Origin of the sequence: Prevotella sp. AM34-19LB (assembly GCF_003468525.1) — a bacterium.
Classification (GTDB): Bacteria; Bacteroidota; Bacteroidia; order Bacteroidales; family Bacteroidaceae; genus Prevotella.
Map to the genome: position 1 here is coordinate 40,411 of NZ_QSIG01000005.1, position 17,228 is coordinate 57,638.

The 17,228-nt window shown below is 48.5% G+C and carries 15 protein-coding genes and 1 pseudogene; 7 read left to right on the top strand and 9 right to left on the bottom strand.

Features of this window, described 5'->3' with window-relative positions; all coding sequences use genetic code 11:
• Positions 1-60: 60 nt before the first annotated feature.
• The 3 genes and pseudogenes from nadD to DW830_RS02640 all read right to left on the bottom strand — a co-directional run bounded on the left by nadD (position 61) and on the right by DW830_RS02640 (position 2,249).
• Entirely contained in the window at positions 61-633 is a 573-nt protein-coding gene (nadD, locus tag DW830_RS02630; protein WP_119248764.1) for a nicotinate (nicotinamide) nucleotide adenylyltransferase, read from the bottom strand.
• 5 nt (positions 634-638) lie between these two features.
• A pseudogene (gene gmk, locus DW830_RS02635) lies at positions 639-1,210 on the bottom strand (guanylate kinase).
• 160 nt (positions 1,211-1,370) lie between these two features.
• A complete protein-coding gene (locus DW830_RS02640) occupies positions 1,371-2,249 on the bottom strand; it encodes a YicC/YloC family endoribonuclease (RefSeq protein ID WP_119248807.1) in 879 nt (292 codons plus the stop codon).
• Positions 2,250-2,340: 91 nt separating this feature from the next.
• Here DW830_RS02640 and tsaB point away from each other — a divergent pair, with 91 nt between their 5' ends.
• The 6 genes from tsaB to rseP all read left to right on the top strand — a co-directional run bounded on the left by tsaB (position 2,341) and on the right by rseP (position 8,353).
• The gene (gene tsaB, locus DW830_RS02645) at positions 2,341-3,033 is read left to right on the top strand and encodes a tRNA (adenosine(37)-N6)-threonylcarbamoyltransferase complex dimerization subunit type 1 TsaB (RefSeq protein ID WP_089544395.1); all 693 of its coding nucleotides are present in this window, start codon (positions 2,341-2,343) and stop codon (positions 3,031-3,033) included.
• Between the two features lie 79 nt (positions 3,034-3,112).
• Positions 3,113-3,718, top strand: a complete 606-nt coding sequence (locus tag DW830_RS02650) for a DUF4290 domain-containing protein (protein ID WP_119248765.1) — start codon at positions 3,113-3,115, stop codon at positions 3,716-3,718.
• A 49-nt stretch (positions 3,719-3,767) separates the two neighbouring features.
• Positions 3,768-5,078 (top strand): UDP-N-acetylglucosamine 1-carboxyvinyltransferase, encoded by a 1,311-nt coding sequence (murA, locus tag DW830_RS02655; protein ID WP_119248766.1) that lies wholly within the window; start codon positions 3,768-3,770, stop codon positions 5,076-5,078.
• A gap of 85 nt (positions 5,079-5,163) precedes the next feature.
• On the top strand, positions 5,164-5,685 hold the full coding sequence (gene rimM, locus DW830_RS02660) for a ribosome maturation factor RimM (protein WP_117662242.1): 522 nt from the start codon (positions 5,164-5,166) through the stop codon (positions 5,683-5,685).
• A 39-nt stretch (positions 5,686-5,724) separates the two neighbouring features.
• Entirely contained in the window at positions 5,725-6,888 is a 1,164-nt protein-coding gene (locus DW830_RS02665) for a 1-deoxy-D-xylulose-5-phosphate reductoisomerase (RefSeq protein ID WP_119248767.1), read from the top strand.
• An 82-nt stretch (positions 6,889-6,970) separates the two neighbouring features.
• Positions 6,971-8,353: an RIP metalloprotease RseP gene (gene rseP, locus DW830_RS02670; protein WP_119248768.1), complete on the top strand. Its 1,383-nt coding sequence runs from the start codon at positions 6,971-6,973 to the stop codon at positions 8,351-8,353.
• A 140-nt stretch (positions 8,354-8,493) separates the two neighbouring features.
• On the opposite strand, the gene DW830_RS02675 is transcribed toward rseP, so the two are convergent.
• The 5 genes from DW830_RS02675 to DW830_RS02695 form a co-directional block, all read right to left on the bottom strand.
• Positions 8,494-9,441, bottom strand: a complete 948-nt coding sequence (locus DW830_RS02675) for a peptidoglycan DD-metalloendopeptidase family protein (protein ID WP_119248769.1) — start codon at positions 9,439-9,441, stop codon at positions 8,494-8,496.
• Positions 9,442-9,712: 271 nt separating this feature from the next.
• On the bottom strand, positions 9,713-10,066 hold the full coding sequence (locus tag DW830_RS02680) for a hypothetical protein (protein ID WP_119248770.1): 354 nt from the start codon (positions 10,064-10,066) through the stop codon (positions 9,713-9,715).
• Between the two features lie 82 nt (positions 10,067-10,148).
• Entirely contained in the window at positions 10,149-12,245 is a 2,097-nt protein-coding gene (gene recG, locus DW830_RS02685; protein ID WP_119248771.1) for an ATP-dependent DNA helicase RecG, read from the bottom strand.
• A 58-nt stretch (positions 12,246-12,303) separates the two neighbouring features.
• Positions 12,304-12,975 (bottom strand): 2-C-methyl-D-erythritol 4-phosphate cytidylyltransferase, encoded by a 672-nt coding sequence (locus DW830_RS02690; RefSeq protein WP_119248772.1) that lies wholly within the window; start codon positions 12,973-12,975, stop codon positions 12,304-12,306.
• A 74-nt stretch (positions 12,976-13,049) separates the two neighbouring features.
• Positions 13,050-13,622, bottom strand: a complete 573-nt coding sequence (locus DW830_RS02695; protein WP_119248773.1) for a DJ-1 family glyoxalase III — start codon at positions 13,620-13,622, stop codon at positions 13,050-13,052.
• A gap of 87 nt (positions 13,623-13,709) precedes the next feature.
• Here DW830_RS02695 and DW830_RS02700 point away from each other — a divergent pair, with 87 nt between their 5' ends.
• Complete coding sequence (locus DW830_RS02700) at positions 13,710-14,600, top strand: NAD kinase (protein ID WP_119248774.1); 891 nt, start codon at positions 13,710-13,712, stop codon at positions 14,598-14,600.
• Between the two features lie 296 nt (positions 14,601-14,896).
• On the opposite strand, the gene DW830_RS02705 is transcribed toward DW830_RS02700, so the two are convergent.
• Positions 14,897-16,924: an alpha-amylase family glycosyl hydrolase gene (locus DW830_RS02705; RefSeq protein WP_119248775.1), complete on the bottom strand. Its 2,028-nt coding sequence runs from the start codon at positions 16,922-16,924 to the stop codon at positions 14,897-14,899.
• Between the last annotated feature and the right edge of the window lie 304 nt (positions 16,925-17,228).

A 17,228-nucleotide genomic window follows, 5' to 3' on the forward strand; every position in this document is an offset into this window, starting at 1 on the left:
CTTTCTATTGATGATGTTTGCTATTTTTAGAGAATAGATTTTTATGGCACTCTTTTAGACTTAGAGTGCCTGATAGTTTTTGATGGCGAGGTTCTCGATGCATTCGGGAACCATACCTTCGATGCTTTTTCCAGTCTTGATACATTCGCGTATCTCCGTGCTGCTGATGTTGAGCAGCGGGGTTTCTACGATGGTCACGCCGGCAGGCACTTCGCCCATGCAGGAGCCTTGGCGGGGATAGACTACAATAGGGTAGTGGGCAAGGATATCGTCGTGATGATACCACTTGTCGAATGCTGCCCAGTTGTCGCCGCCTATTAATAATGTAAACTCACATTCTGGATAATCCTTGCTGATGGCCTGCAGGGTGTGCCAGGTATAGGAAGGCTTGGGCAGGCGGAACTCATAGTCGCATGCCTTCAGCTGGGGTTCTTTCTCCAGTGCCTTTTCTACCATCTCCAGGCGCAGGTGGTCATCGAGCAGGTCGGTAGCAGCTTTCTTGAATGGGTTCATGGGGGAGACCATGAACCACACTTCATCCAGCCCCGCCTTCTCGCAGAGGCTTTTCGCCAATGCGATGTGGCCGGTATGGATGGGGTTGAAGCTGCCTCCAAAGATTCCTACCTTTTTCATTTCTATTATTCGCTCAAAAAGTCCTTTACTAGCTGATAAACCTCCTGCTGGGCTTTCTCCAGGTCATCATTTACGACTACGTGGTCGAACTGAGGAGCGAAGGTCAACTCATAGCTAGCCTTGGCAAGGCGCTGTTCGATTACCTCTGGGGCATCTGTGTTGCGGCCTACCAGACGGCGGCGCAGTTCCTCTACCGAAGGAGGTTGCACGAAGATGCTCAGGCACGTTCGCCATAGAACTTCTTGATATTGACGCCACCCTTTACATCTACGTCGAAAATTACCGACTCGCCCTTGGCGAGCTGGTTTTCTACCTGCGACTTCAAGGTGCCGTAGAATCTATCCTGGTAAACTTCCTCATACTCCAGGAACTCATCTGCCTCAATCTTGGACTTGAATTCTTCTGGAGACAGGAAGAAATACTCTACACCATTCTGCTCTGTGCCGCGAGGGGCACGAGAGGTACAACTGATAGAGAAAGCCAACTTCAACTCTGGGTGCTCTTTCATCAACCAGTTGACGATGGTACTCTTGCCGCTGCCCGAAGGGGCGCTGAAAATCAACAATCCGTTCTTCATTTTACTTTGAACTTTGAATATTGAACTTTGAATATTGAACTTTGAATTTTGAACATTGAACTTTGAATTTTGAACATTGAACTTTGAATTTTGAACATTGAACTTTATGATTCGTAAAGCAAATGAATTCTTCACTCTTCACTCTTCGTTCTTCACTTTTTTAAAGTGCATTCAGCACCTGTTCCTTAATCTGTTCCAACTCGTCTTTCATCTTCACCACGATGTTCTGCATTTCAGCCTGATTGCTCTTTGAACCGGTGGTGTTGATTTCGCGGCCCATTTCCTGGGCGATGAATCCGAGCTTCTTGCCCACACCATGACCTTCCTCATTCATGGTCTCGCGGAAATATTTCAGGTGGTTGGCAAGGCGCTGCTTCTCCTCGCTGATGTCGAGCTTCTCGATGTAGTAGATAAGTTCCTGCTCCAGGCGGTTCTTGTCATAATCCACATTCGGAATCTGCTGCAGACCGTTTACGATGTTCTGGCGGATTTTCTCCACGCGTGCCTTCTCGTATGGTTCAATGCTGGCAAGGAGAGCCTGGATATTATCAACTTTCTCAGTGAATTTCTTCTGCAGGGCAGCTCCTTCCTGCTTGCGGAAGTCGCTCAGATGGCCGATAGCCTCGCAAATTGCATTTTTTGCCACTGCCCACTCCTCGTCGGTCAATTCTTCCACATCAGTTTTGGTTGTTACATCAGGAAGACGCAACAAAGTGCTGTACCAATCAGTAGGCTCAGGAATACCTGTTTCTGCAGAAATTTTCTTGATCTGCTGGTAATAATTCAGAACAAGCGCACTATTGATAGGTGTAGCATCTGTAGCTGCATCCTTCTCAATCCAGATAGAGAAGTCAATCTTGCCTCTTTCCAGGCTCTTAGCTATATACTGACGAATCTCCATCTCCTTCTCTCTGTAGAGAGGAGCGATACGTGTAGAGAGGTCAAGATTTTTGCTGTTTAATGACTTTATCTCTACATTAATCTTCTTTGTTTTGTAGGCCGCGGTAGCTTTTCCGAAGCCTGTCATTGACTGTATCATATAATCTTTCACGTTAAATTTCTGCAAAAGTACAAAAAAAAGCGAGAAAATGCGTATATTTGCAACTTATTTAAGAATATATTTTTAAATTATGTCGTGTATTTTAAATATTGAGACGAGTACGGACGTGTGCTCAGTGGCAATTAGTGATAGTGGACAGGTGATTTTCAACCAGGAAGATCACACAGGTCCTAACCATGCTGTTAAGTTGGGTGTGTTTGTTGATGAGGCTCTTGATTTCCTCGATTCCCATGGTCTTCCATTAGAGGCTGTGGCTGTAAGTTGTGGTCCTGGTTCCTATACCGGATTGCGTATCGGTGTGAGTATGGCTAAGGGCATCTGCTATGGTCGCGGGGTGAAGCTCATAGCAGTACCAACCCTCGAATTGATGGCTGTGCCAGTATTGCTTGGCGAACATCCTGAGCAGGAAGACGCCCTCATCGTACCTATGCTCGACGCACGCCGCATGGAGGTGTATGCCGAAGTGCTCGACCGCTCCCTGAAGGTGGTTCGCCCTATCCAGGCAGATATCGTCGATGCAGAAACCTACAAGGAATATCTGGACGGGCATCATGTATATTTCTTCGGAAACGGTGCTGCCAAGTGTATGGAGACCATCAACCATCCTCATGCGCATCTCGTGGAGGGTATCGAGCCGCTTGCCAAGAATATGGCACCGCTTGCCGAGAAGAGATTCGTAGAGGGCAAGTTTGAGGATGTGGCTTATTTCGTACCTTTCTATCTCAAGGATTTCGTGGCTAAGATGCCTAAGAAGCTTATCTAGGAGAGATAGAGGGCGGAGCATCCGCAGATTTGAATAGTGGGGTTATCCTCTGAATAATAAAAGAAACTAGCAAGAAAATATGGATAAAGTAGGATTAGACTATAATACAACGCGAGAAAAGCTCGTGCTGCCTGAATACGGACGTGAGATTCAGCAGATGGTGGATTACTGTGTAGAGTTGGAAGACCGTAAGGAGCGCCAGCGCTGTGCCGAGTCTATCATCAAGATCATGGATCGCATGTTTTCGGAAAACAGAGGTTTGGAGAACCATGAGCAGAAACTCTGGGATCATCTCGCCATCATGAGCGATTTCCAGCTCGACATCGATTATCCTTTCGATGTAAGCAATGCTGCAAAGATTGCCAAGAAGCCCGAAACCGTGGAATATCCTAACCAGCGTATTCCTGTGCGCCATTATGGTGCCATGCTTTTCGAAATCTTCGAGAAGCTGAAGCACATGGAGCCGGGCAAGGAAAGAGATGAACTGGTGAAGCTGACAGCCAACCAGATGCATCGTAACCTGATGCAGTGGAGCCATGGTTCCTGCGATGAGCAGAAGGTGGCTGCCGATCTGGCGAGATTTACGGATGGAAATATCAAGCTCGATCTCAAGCATTTCGTCTTCGAGAAAGTCAAGGAGACCCCAGCTCGCAGCAATAACAATAATAATAAGAAGAAAAAGTAATCACTTTTTTATAATTTAGATAATCAGATTATAATAATTAGACAAGCTTATGGAGTCTTTCATCATAGAGGGCGGTCATCCGCTCCAAGGTACCATCACCCCGCAGGGTGCCAAGAACGAGGCGCTGCAGGTGATTTGTACCACCATTCTTACCGATGAGCCCGTGCGCATTACCAATGTGCCGGACATCCTGGATGTGAACAACCTGATCAAGTTGCTCCAGGAAATCGGTGTGAAGGTAACCCGAAACAGCCGTCACGATTATACCTTCCAGAGTGATGAACTGAAACTGGATTATCTCGACAGTCTGGAGTTCGTGAAGAAGTGTTCTTCGCTGCGTGGCAGTGTACTGATGTTCGGACCATTGCTCGGCAGATTCGGCAAGGCTACCATCGCCAAGCCGGGTGGCGATAAGATTGGCCGCCGCCGTCTTGATACCCATTTCCTGGGATTCAAGTATCTGGGTGCCGATTTCGTGCACGATGAGGAGCGCAATGTATATCAGATACAGGCCAAGAAGCTGAAGGGATGCTATATGCTGCTCGATGAGGCTTCGGTTACCGGTACTGCCAACATCATCATGGCAGCGGTTCTTGCCAAGGGAACCACCACTATCTATAATGCAGCCTGCGAACCATACATCCAGCAGCTCTGTCACCTGCTCAATTCTATGGGTGCCCAGATCAGTGGCATTGCCAGCAATCTGCTCACCATCGTGGGTGTAGAGAAGCTGCATGGCGCCGAGCATCGCATCCTGCCTGATATGATCGAGGTGGGTTCCTTCATCGGTATGGCTGCCATGTGTGGAGCCGGCATCCGCATCAAGGATGTGTCGGTGAAGGACCTGGGTATTATTCCTGATGCCTTCCGCCGACTCGGTGTGAAAGTGAAGGTAGAGGGCGACGACCTCTTCATTCCGGAACAGAAGCATTATGTGATCGACTCGTTCATTGATGGTACCATTATGACACTGGCAGATGCACCATGGCCAGGACTCACGCCAGACCTCCTGTCGGTGCTCCTCGTGGTGGCAACCCAGGCTCGCGGCAGTGTGCTTTTCCATCAGAAGATGTTCGAGAGCCGTCTTTTCTTCGTGGATAAACTGATAGATATGGGTGCGCAGATTATCCTCTGCGATCCTCACCGTGCAGTGGTGGTAGGTCATGATCACAAGCTGAAGCTGCGTGCGGGCAGAATGACGAGTCCGGATATCCGTGCCGGTATCGCCCTGCTGATTGCTGCGATGAGCGCCAACGGCACCAGCCGTATTGCCAATATCGCCCAGATAGACCGTGGCTACGAGGATATCGAGCAGCGCCTGAACCAGTTGGGTGCCAAGATTACCCGTGTCAGCGATTAAATAAGTAAAGAACGAAGAGTGAAGAATTCATTTGCTTTACTAATCATAAAGTTCAAAGTTCAAAATTCAAAGTTCAAAGTAAAATATGATAAGACGTGACGAAGTATATAAGATAGGTAAGTTGGGCAAGCCTCATGGAGTGAAGGGCGAGATAACCTTCGCCATCACCGATGATGTCTTCGACCGTGTGGATGCAGAATATCTTGTTCTTGATATCGATGGCATCCTGGTGCCTTTCTATCTGGAGGAGTATCGCTTCAAGAACGATGAGAATGTGCTCGTGAAGTTCGAGGATATCGATACGCAGGAGCAGGCGCGCAACTATACCGGATGTGAGGTCTTTTTCCCTCGCCACCTCTCGGATAGCGATGGAGAGAACATGACCTGGGCAGAGATCATCGGCTTCCAGCTGGTGGATGCCGTAACCGGAAAGGTGGTGGGAACCCTGGATCGTGTAGATGATTCCACGCTCAATCTCCTTTTCGAGGTGACAACCCCCGAAGGTGATGACCTGCTGATTCCTGCCAGCAACGACCTGATAGAAGAGGTGAGTGCTGAAAGAAAGGAAATCAGGATGGCAATCCCAGAGGGTCTGCTCGATTTGTAAGTTAAGTGAAGAAGTTCAAATTTCAAAGTTCTAAATAAAATGAAACAACAGATATGTATTCTCGGTTCTACGGGAAGTATTGGCACACAGGCGCTGGATGTCATCGAGCAGCACAGCGACCTTTACGAGGTATATTGCCTTACCGCCAATAACAGAGTGAAGGAGCTTGCCGAGCAGGCGCATAAGTTCCATCCTGCTGCTGTAGTGGTTGCCAATGAGGCGCATTACGACGAGTTGAAGAATCTGCTCAGTGATGAACCTGATATCAAGGTTTATGCCGGTGCCCAGGCGCTCTGCGATATCGTGCAGGCAGAGCCAATCGATATGGTGCTTGCATCCATGGTAGGTTTTTCCGGTCTGGAGCCAACCATCCATGCCATCAAGGCTCGCAAGAAGATCTGTCTTGCCAACAAGGAGACCCTGGTGGTGGCAGGTGAGCTGATCTGCAATCTTGCCCAGGAATACCATGTGCCTATCCTTCCTGTGGATAGCGAGCACAGTGCCATCTTCCAGAGTCTGGTGGGCGAGGGCGATAACGAGGTAGAGAAACTCCTTCTTACCTGCTCTGGCGGTCCTTTCCGCAACTTTACCCACGAGCAGTTGGAGAAGGTTACCGCTGCCGATGCGCTGAAGCATCCTACCTGGGATATGGGCGCCAAGATCACCATCGATTCTGCATCGCTGATGAACAAGGGCTTCGAGGTGACAGAGGCTAAGTGGCTCTTCGGCGTTCCTGCCGAGAAGATTGAGGTGCTGATTCATCCGCAGAGCATCGTACACAGTGCCGTACAGTTTGCTGATGGTGCCGTGAAGGCTCAGTTGGGCGTGCCAGATATGCGTCTGCCTATCCAGTATGCCTTCTCCTTCCCAAAGCGCCTGCATCTTGACGGCGAGCGCCTCGACCTCTTCAAGGCGCAGGATCTGCAATTCTTCGAGCCTGATTACAAGAAGTTCAAGTGCTTGCAGCTGTCGTTTGATGCGATTAAGAAAGGTGGAAACATGTCGTGCATCGTGAATGCTGCCAATGAGATTGTGAATGCCGGCTTCCGCAAGGGCGAATGTGGCTTCCTGCAGATGGCGGACATCATCGAGGAGACGATGGCAAAGGCCACTTTCGACAGCAATCCTGATCTCGATGTCTATCTGCAGACTGATGCCGAGGCGCGCCGTATTGCCACTGAGTTGATGAAAGTTAATGGTTAATAATTAATAGTTAAAAATGAACGTAGGATATAGGACTAATCATCAAGTTCAAAGTTCAAGGTTCACAGTTCAAAGTAAATAAATGGAAGTATTTTTGATCAAAGCGTTGCAGTTGATGCTATCGCTTTCCATCCTGGTGCTGCTCCATGAGGGCGGACACTTTTTCTTCTCCAAGCTCTTTGGCGTAAGAGTGGAGAAGTTCTATCTGTTCTTCGACCCATGGTTCCACCTCTTCGAGTTCAAGCCAAAGAACTCTGATACCACTTATGGTTTGGGATGGCTGCCATTGGGCGGATATTGCAAGATTTCGGGTATGATAGACGAGAGTTTCGATACCGAGCAGCTCAAGCAGCCTATGCAGCCATACGAGTTCCGAAGCAAACCTGCCTGGCAGCGAATGCTGATCATGATAGGTGGTGTGCTGGTCAACTTTCTGCTGGCGCTCTTTATCTATTCCATGATTCTTTTCCATTGGGGTGACGACTATGTGGCTACCAAGCACATGACCCAGGGAATGAAGTTCAATACAGAGGCCAAGGCATTGGGCTTCCAGGATCATGACATCCTGGTTGGTACCGACAAGGGCGAGTTCAAGACCTATGATGGCGATATGTATCGCGATCTCTCTACAGCCACCCGTGTGGATATCATCCGTGGCGGCAAGCCGATGAGCTTGAATCTGCCTGGCGATCTCGATATGCTGAGTATGATCAAGGAGAGCCCTCGATTCGTAGAGGTGTATATCCCATTGCAGATTGACAGTGTGATGAAGGATTCGCCTGCCAGCAAACTGGGATTGGTGAAGGGTGATAAGATTCTGACCGTGAACGGCAAGAAAGTGGAGTCTTTCAACGATTTCCAGTTGGAGATGGGTCGTGTGAACGATGTGCTCACCGCCGCTACCTCTCATCAGGACAGCGTAAAGGCACTTACAGCCAGTGTTGAGTATGTGAAGGCTTCTGGCGATACCCTGAAGAACAGCGTATTGCTTCAGGCAGGCGATGAGGGTGTGAAGTTCGGCTTCTACAATCATCCTGTGATGCGCGATTACAAGGTTACCCATATCAGCTATGGTTTCTTCCAGAGTTTCCCGGCTGGTGTGAAGTATGGCTGGAATGTGCTATCGGGCTATGTAGGCGATATGAAATATGTATTCACCAAGGAGGGCGCCAAGAGTCTGGGTGGTTTCGGAGCCCTGGGCAGTCTCTTCCCTTCTATGTGGGATTGGCATGCTTTCTGGATGATGACAGCATTCCTGAGCATTATCCTGGCATTCATGAATATCCTTCCTATCCCGGCATTGGATGGCGGTCATGTATTCTTCCTCCTCTACGAGGTAATTACGGGTCGTAAGCCTGGCGATAAGTTCATGGAGCGTGCAGAGTACGTGGGATTCGGAATCCTGCTGCTGCTGCTTGTTGTAGCGAATCTGAATGATGTTTTGCGATTCTTCGGCTTGATGTAACTGAAGATTGAAATATAGCATGAATAATTGAAAAGAGATAAGCACCTTGATGGTGTTATAAAAAAAGTGCCGATAGGAAATCCTACCGGCACTTTTTATTATCTGTTGATTTGATATTCTATCTTCGTGAATATTCAGTATTAAGAGTATCGGATAATCTGTCCTGGAGACAGCTTCTTATCCTTGCGATAGCCATTGAGACGGCAGATCTGCTCTACGCTAACGCCACGTTTTTCAGCAATGCTCATCAATGTCTCGCCAGCCTTTACCTTGTGGTAAAGCTTCTCGCCAGAAGCGCTTGTGGTATATCTGCCCACTTCGCCACCATTTACCTGCTCTCGGGTATAGCCGCCGTTGCCAATCTTGCCACGGGCTGCATTTGCCTCAGCATACTCACTCTCGTAAGTATCACGATTGAAATTGTAGAAGTCGCCGGTAACATCCTGGTTGCGGAAGTCAAAGAACAGGGCTGGGTTCAGGGCTACACCGCAGAGACGAGTCTCGAAGTGGAGGTGAGAACCAGTACTTCTACCGGTATTACCACCTAAGCCGATTACTTCTCCGGCTCTTACCTCCTGGTTCTCTGAAACGAGCTGCTCAGAGAGGTGTCCATAGATGGTCTCCAAACCATTGTTGTGACGGATTACGATGTACTTTCCATAACCACCACGGTCGTATCTTACTATGCGAACTTTGCCTGCGAAGGCTGCGTGGATTGAGTCGCCAATATAAACCTTGATGTCCATACCTTTATGTTGGCGGCCAAAGCTAGCACGGTAACCGAAGTTACTTGTGACAACACGACTAGAAGTTGGCATACAGAAGTGACGGAGGTCGATACGGAAATGCTCAGGCAATGTGGTTGCCTTGTGGGCATACTTGTTGGAGAAATCCTCATACAGTTCTGCAGAAGGGTTTTCTCGATCTTCCATCAGTCGGTAATGCGATACTGCGAGAGTATCCAATGATTTCATTCGATGGTCAACTGGAGCTTGTCTGACTAATAAGTCCTGACCGCAAACGGGTACAGTTGTTAGCGCCAACAACGCCACGACCGAAATTTTCTTTATTTGCTTTCTAAAACTCATACTACTTTTAAATTCTATTTTCTTTTTTAGGTCCATTGTGTCAATAAGTGCAGAACGTAATATAGCAAAAAATCCTGCCAAAACCACTAAAGCAAGTGCCTTAAGATGTGATTTTGTTATATAGACGTTGCAAATATAACAAGAATATTCCAAAAAACCAAGGTTGTTAACGCTATCAGCTTGATATTTAACGCTGTCTTTTTGTTTTTTAACTTTTATTAGTAACTTCTTTTTCGTATTCTTGACAAATAGGGCTTTACAGGGTATTTTTTCATTCCTTTTCTTCTTCGTGGAAAGATTCTGTATCAACCGGTTGCCGGTTTTGCAGTCTTCTGAGCAGCGCCACGGCGGGTGAATGGCCCATGAAGATGTACTTCTTGACTTCGGGGCTTGTAAAGCGCAGGCACTCGTTGTAGGCACGGAAAAGATCATCGAGATTGATGGTGAATTCCTTGCCTGATGCTTCGCGGATACCTATAATCATCTTGGCGGTAACGTGGAGCTTAATGTAGCGGATGCCCGTTACGCTTTCTATTTCCCTTAGGGATGTGAGATAGGATCTCATCTCCTCCATGGTGAGGTGGGGACGAGGCTCCCGGATGGCAGGTTTGCGTCTTTTATCCATTTACTTTGACTTTGAACTTTGATATTTGAACTTTATGATTACTTTGAACTTTGATATTTGAACTTTATGATTACTCTTAACTCTAGCTGATGGCTGCCCAATTGATATGGGTTTTCTTGAGCTCCCGGAGCCGGTTCCAGAGGAGAGAGTTCTGAGGATGCTCGCATTGCGGATCGGCATCGATGATGGCCTGGGCCTCGGTACGGGCTAGCTGCACCAGCTGGCCGTCTCGGGCTATATTCGCTATTTTCAGGTCGAAGGCCATTCCGCTCTGCTGGGTGCCCTCCAGGTCGCCCGGACCACGGAGCTTCAGGTCGGCTTCGGCTATGCGGAATCCATCGTTGGTATCACACATGATGTCTATTCGCTTGCGGGTTTCTTCTGAAAGCTTGTAGCTGGTTACCAGGATGCAGTAGCTCTGGTCGCAGCCACGTCCCACTCGACCTCTGAGCTGATGCAGCTGCGAGAGTCCGAAGCGTTGGGCATCCAGGATTACCATCACCGAGGCGTTCGGCACATTCACGCCTACCTCTATCACGGTGGTGGCAACGAGAATCTGGGTCTCTCCCTTCACAAACTGCTCCATCTCAGCCTCTTTTTCGGCAGATTTCATCCTGCCGTGAATCTTGCTCAGGCGGAACTCCGGAAAAGCCTGTTTCAGCGTCTCATAACCTTCTTCCAGATTCTTTAGGTCCATCTTTTCGCTCTCCTTGATCAGCGGGAAGACGATATAGACCTGTCTGCCCAGATTAATTTGCCGGCGGATGCTCTGATAGAGACTGGTGAGCTGATTATCAAACTTATGCAGTGTCTGAATCGGTTTTCTGCCAGGCGGCAACTCGTCTATTACGCTCACGTCCAGATCGCCATAGATGGTCATCGCCAGCGTGCGGGGGATAGGGGTGGCGGTCATCACCAGCACATGGGGCGGATTCTCGCTCTTCGCCCAGAGCTTGGCTCTCTGCGCCACTCCAAACCGGTGCTGCTCGTCGATTACCGCTACGCCAAGGCGATGGAAAGCCACAGGGTCTTCTATCACGGCATGCGTGCCTATCAGTATCTGGATATCGCCAGTGGTAAGTCCGTCGAGTATCTCCTTCCGTTTCTTGCCCTTGACGATGCCGGTGAGGAGTTCTACCCGGATGTCCATGCCCTGCAGGAAATCGCGGATGGTCTGCAGATGCTGCTCTGCGAGGATTTCGGTAGGTGCCATCAGACAGGCTTGATAGCCGTTGTCCAGAGCGATGAGCATAGTCATCAGGGCTACGAGCGTCTTGCCCGAGCCTACGTCGCCCTGAAGGAGCCGGTTCATCTGTCTGCCGCTGCACATATCTGCCCTGATCTCGTGCATCACCCGTTTTTGGGCACCCGTGAGTTCGAACGGAAGATGATGGGCGTAGAAACCGTTGAAGATGTCGGCGATGCGGTTGAAGATGTAGCCGCGGTATTTGCGTCGCTGGTCGCTCGCGTACCTTAATATATTAAGCTGCACGTAGAACAGCTCCTCGAACTTCAGTCTTACCTGTGCCTTCTGCATTTCCTGGTGGGAATGAGGATAGTGGATCATCCGGAGGGCCGCATCGCGGGATACGAGATGCAGGCGGTTGACGATGAAGTCGGGGAGCGTTTCGGGCAGTGGAGGGAGAATGCTGACCAGGCTTCGGGTTATCCTTTCGATGCTTCGTGAGGTATAACCGCGCTTCTTCATGTTTTCTGTCAACCCGTAGAAGGGCTGCATTCCCATCTCAGAAATCTGCAGCTTGCTTGCATCATCTATGTCGGGATGGGCAAACCGGAATCTGCCGTTGTAGGCGGATGGCTTGCCGAAGACGATGTACTCGGTTCCTACCTTGTAGCTCTTGATGATGTACTGGGCGCTGCGAAACCATACCAGATCTACCACACCGTAGCCATCGGAGAAATGTGCCACGAGCATCTTGTTACGCTTGCCTATATCGACTTCCTCGTAGCTCAGGATCTTGCCCTTAAGCTGGACGAAGGGCATATCCGATGTTAACTCGCTGATATGAAAGATCTTTGAGCGATCTACGTATTTGTAAGGGTAGTATTCCAGCAGGTCACCATACGAGCGGATGCCGAGCTCTTTGCTCAGAATCTCTTTCGTCTTGGTGCCTATGCCAGGTAGGAATTGGATGTCTTGATCTAGAATACTGCTCATGTTTGTGATGGTTTTGATATGGGGGACAGGCGATGGAATCGCCCGGAACGGGGGAGGGCTATTGATTCAGGAGGGCTTCGGCAATCTTGATGTCGAAGGGAGTGGTAATCTTGATGTTCTCACGATTGCCATCTACCATTGCCACCTGGCAGCCGAGGCTCTCTACTACTGATGCATCATCGGTGAACTGCTCCTTATACTCCTGGTTGAATGCCTGTTTTGCCAGACCAATGTCGAAGGTCTGGGGAGTCTGAACCACACGGTAGTCGCTGCGGAGTACGTTCTTACCGCCTCCGTGCTGGTCGATGTAACGCAGGGTATCGGTAACGGCATATACCGGGATGGCTGCATACTCCTCGCGTGCCGTCTCGTAGCATTCATCGATTACTTCTGTAGATACGAAAGGGCGCACGCCATCGTGGAAACCTACCACGCCGTCTTCGGTATCTGGAACCAGCGCCAGTCCGTTCTTGGATGACTGGAAGCGGGTATCGCCGCCGTTGGCTATCTGGTGCTTGATGTCGAAATGATGCTCCTTGCAGAGCTGGTGCCAGTATTCCTGCTGACTCTCTGGGAGAACCAGGATGATGTTCAACTCTGGGTTGTACTCGTGGAAGCGCTCGATGGTGCGCATCAGGATAGGCTTGCCTGCTACTGGCAGAAACTGCTTGGGGATTTCACTTCCCATGCGGAGGCCCTTGCCTCCGGCTACTATGATTACATAATCCATTTTTTAAGTGAAGAGTTAAAAGTGAAGAGTGAAGAATGAAGAATGCTAATCCTGCCTTTCTTCACTCATTGTTGTTATTTGCTTTTCATGAGATGATCATACATCATGCCATCCTGCAAGGCTGCAACGGTTTCCTTGCTCACGAAGTAGCTCAATATCTTGTAGGCGTATGGAAGGGTTGCTGCCGGACCTTCGCCTGTTATCACGTTGCCATCCTCCTGGAAGAGGGTAGCGGTATATTCGGTGCTGTCGCTGAAATACTGCTCGAATCCAGGATAGCAGGTTGCCTTCTTGCCTTCCAGGATACCTGTACTTGCCAGAACCATAGGGGCTGCGCAGATGGCACCGATTCGCTTGCCTGCCTTGTGCTGGGCGATGAGAGCCTGGCGTACACCCTCGTGCTCGTTGAGATGACTGCTGCCAGGCATTCCGCCAGGCAGGAGGAGCATATCGGCATCCTCGAAACTTTGGATGTCCTCAAACTTGAGGTCAGCCTTGATGGTGATGCCGTGGGAAGTCTCTACCCATTCAGTTCCGGTGATGCTTACAGTCTTGATATCCACGCCACCTCTGCGCAGGATGTCAACAGGAGCCAATCCTTCGATTTCCTCGAAGCCGTTGGCAAGAAATTCATATACCTTAGCCATAATTTTATCTTTTTTATTGCGTAATTCAATAATTAATGCTATTTTTGCAACTGCAAATGTAAGAATAATAATTGAAATAACAAAATAATGGCACAACAACATTTGAAATTTGCTATATTTGGCAATGAATATCAGGCCAAAAAGAGTGCTTCCATCATGCGAATCCTCTCTTATCTGGAGAAAAGAGAGGCAGAAGTGTATATTGAAAGTCTCTTCTACGACTTTCTTACCAAGGTGGAGCACCTTGAAGTGCAGGCAGCAGGTGTATTTGAGGATTACAATTTTGATGTAGATTATGTTATTTCGATGGGTGGTGACGGTACCTTCCTGAAGGCGGCGAGCCGTGTGGGAGCCAAGGGAACGCCTATCCTCGGCGTGAATATGGGCCGATTGGGTTTCCTTGCCGATGTGCTGCCTAGCGAGATAGATTCAGCGCTGGATAGTCTCTATGCCGGCGAATGCAAGATAGAGGAGCATGCCATCATCGAGGTGAAGGCAGAGGGCGGCATTCTGGCGGGCTATCCTTTTGCCCTGAATGACATCGCCGTGCTGAAGCGTGATGATGCTTCGATGATTTCCATCCGTACGCAGGTGGATGGCGAGTTTCTGGTTACCTATCAGGCGGATGGGCTTATCGTGACTACTCCTACAGGATCTACGGCCTATAATCTCTCTAATGGCGGACCTATCATCATTCCGCAGAGTGGCAGTCTCTGTCTTACTCCCGTGGCGCCTCACAGTCTGAATATCCGTCCTATTGTCATCAATGATACGGCAGAGATCGTGCTGGATGTGGAGAGCCGCAGCCATAATTATCTCGTGGCGATTGATGGCAGAAGCGAACGCATGACCGAGCAGACCCGCCTGATTATCCGCAAGGCGCCGCACTCTATCAAGATTGTGAAGCAGCGCAACCAGCGATATTTCTCTACGCTGAGAGAAAAGCTGATGTGGGGAGCAGATCAGAGGCAGAGATAGGATAAGGAAGAGGACTTATAAAAAGAAGAACGCCTGATGTAGCTTTTTTGATTTGCTACACCAGCGTTTCTGCTTGATCTTTACCCTGAAAACCTAAATCTAGTTTTTAAATAATCCTAAACCTTGTTTTCAACAATCTTAAACCTTATTCAAACTAAACCCTATACCTTACAATCTTTTACCTTATTCAAACTAAACCCTACATCTATTCAATCAACAATCTTAAACCTTTTCTTAATAAATCTAAACCTTTTTGAAACCTATATCTTATATTTTAGTAAACGTCTTGAAAGACTTTATTTGATAACGATCTTCTTGCCCTGATGAATATAGATGCCAGTTTGCTGTGGCTTCTGATTCATCTTCATTCCATCCAGGGTGTACCAGGCATTGTTGGTGCTTGTTTCCTTGTCGATGGTAGGAGCTGTGGTGATGCCTGTAGTTGGCATATCAGCCGTAACATCCTTGATCTTATAGTGACCTTCATTGTTCTTCTCATTCAGAACCTCCAGATAGGTATCCTTGTTGATATCCGTAAAATCTACGGTCTGTGGAGTTCCAGTACCTGTACTGAATACGAATGAAACCTTATAGTCTTTGCTCTTGATTTTGTAAGTCTGATAATACCATTTCTTACCTTCTATTTCCTTGCACTGGGTAACCTTATCGCCAGGCCATTTGTTAGTGGCGGTCAGATTCTCATCAGGTTTCTCGCACCAAGCCCAGAAGTTGAAGCCATCTGTCCATCCTACCTGGTCTGCATTGGCATATACGGTGATATCGTATGGCTCGAAGTCAACTGGCTTTGTAATCTGATAAGTGCGGGTAATCACGCTGCTTACAGCGCCATCTACCAGCAAACCTACCTTGAGCGTAGTCTCTCCGATAGGGAGTTCGATTTCCTCGCCGCTCTCTGCCTTCTTGCTGCTGGCAGTAGGTTCGGTGCCATCGGTGGTATAAACCAGCTGTGCATTATCCTTGTTGCTTACTGCCACGAGCTTTGCCTTCTGTGCACCCTCGTATTCGCCTGAAGCCAGATTTACCCAAGCCACGTTTGCCTTCTTGGACATGAAATAGCGATAGTGATAGCCGTTGAGAATTTCAGCGTATGCGTTAGACACTTCAAACTTGTTGGCGTTAGGACCCACGATGGCAAGGAGTGAAGTCTTTGTGCCGGTGGTCAAGATGCCATTATATCCATCGCCCTTGTAGGCATTGAAGGTGGTATTGCTGGTATTGGTGATGCCAGCCATCTGACGGGCATTGATCATCGCCTTGATATCCTGCTTGCAGTCAATCCAGTGCTTGTAGAATACGCATGGGGTACCGCAAGATGCCAGGATGTATGCATTGGCAGCCAGGGTATCCTTGCGGATAGGATCCTGCTGTTCGCTGGCTGAGCGATATTCTGTATCGTGATTCTCTACGAAGGTGATGGCATACTGCTTGTAAGCTGGGTCGTTGGCCAGACCATCAGTCTTTACGTTTGACCATTTGCCATTGATGGCATCGCGCACCACGTAGCGGATAGGGAAGTCGAAGGCAGCACTGGTAATCTCTTCGCTCACCTTGGTGCTCTCGAGCCAATTCTTCACCTTGCTGACATCACCATCCAAATATTCTCCTACAGAATAGGTAGGCTTGGCAGCAGTATTGTAGATACCTGTAAACTTTCCGCTGTATCCTTTCACCATATCATAGCGGAATCCGGCATAGCCGAAGTCGTTGAGGAGCATATCGAGATAAGCCTTTACGATGCTCTGCACATTCTCGCTGCTGTGGTCGAGGTCGCGCATTCCGCTCCAGTCTGTTCCGGTATCATTGTTGCTGCTGAGCTTATAGCCGTTTTCGTCAGCCCATTCTTTGGTTTTGCCTCCGTCATCGTTGGCGCAGATGTCGGTGGATTTCATCTCGTAAGTTACGCCCTTGTAGGTTTCCACAGGGAAATCCACCCAGTTGGATACATTTTTGCGATGGTTGATAACCACGTCGGCGATGGTTCCGATGCCGTTATTCTTGAAGGTCTTGATGAGAGAGCGGAGTTCGCTTTCACTTCCGAAAGAACTTTCGTAGTTGGAAAACCAGTAGAGGTCGTCGTAACCCATAGACTTGTTGCCGCAGTAGGCGCTCTGTGGAATCCATACGAGGTTGAAGTACTGCCCCAGTTCCGGAGCCTGTGCTTCTAGCTTGCTCCATTTGGATTCGCTGAAGGAATCCCAGTAGAATCCCTGCAGCATCACACCGCTATAGTTGGTAGGCCAACCTTGTGCGAACATATTGATGGTTGCCAGTAGGGCAACGAGTGTTAAGTAGATTTTCTTCATATTTATCCAGTTAGAGTTGTTGCTTTGATAACTGTTGCAAAGTTACGACGAAAATCGTTGAGTTGTTTCTCCAACTGGTGTAAATTGAGCAAAAGAAATGCGCAAACGTTTGCATCTGTGACGATTTTTCTTTATCTTTCCTTTGCTGAGATTTTAGTATTTTCAACTGATTCTTATTTGTTTATGAATATTGAAAATATGAGGTGTGATGTGAATGTGTTGAAAATCAGACGGTTATGTTTTTGCCCTTCAAGGGCGTTTTTTGAGATTTCTATAGTTGTACGACAATAACCCCTATAGTTGT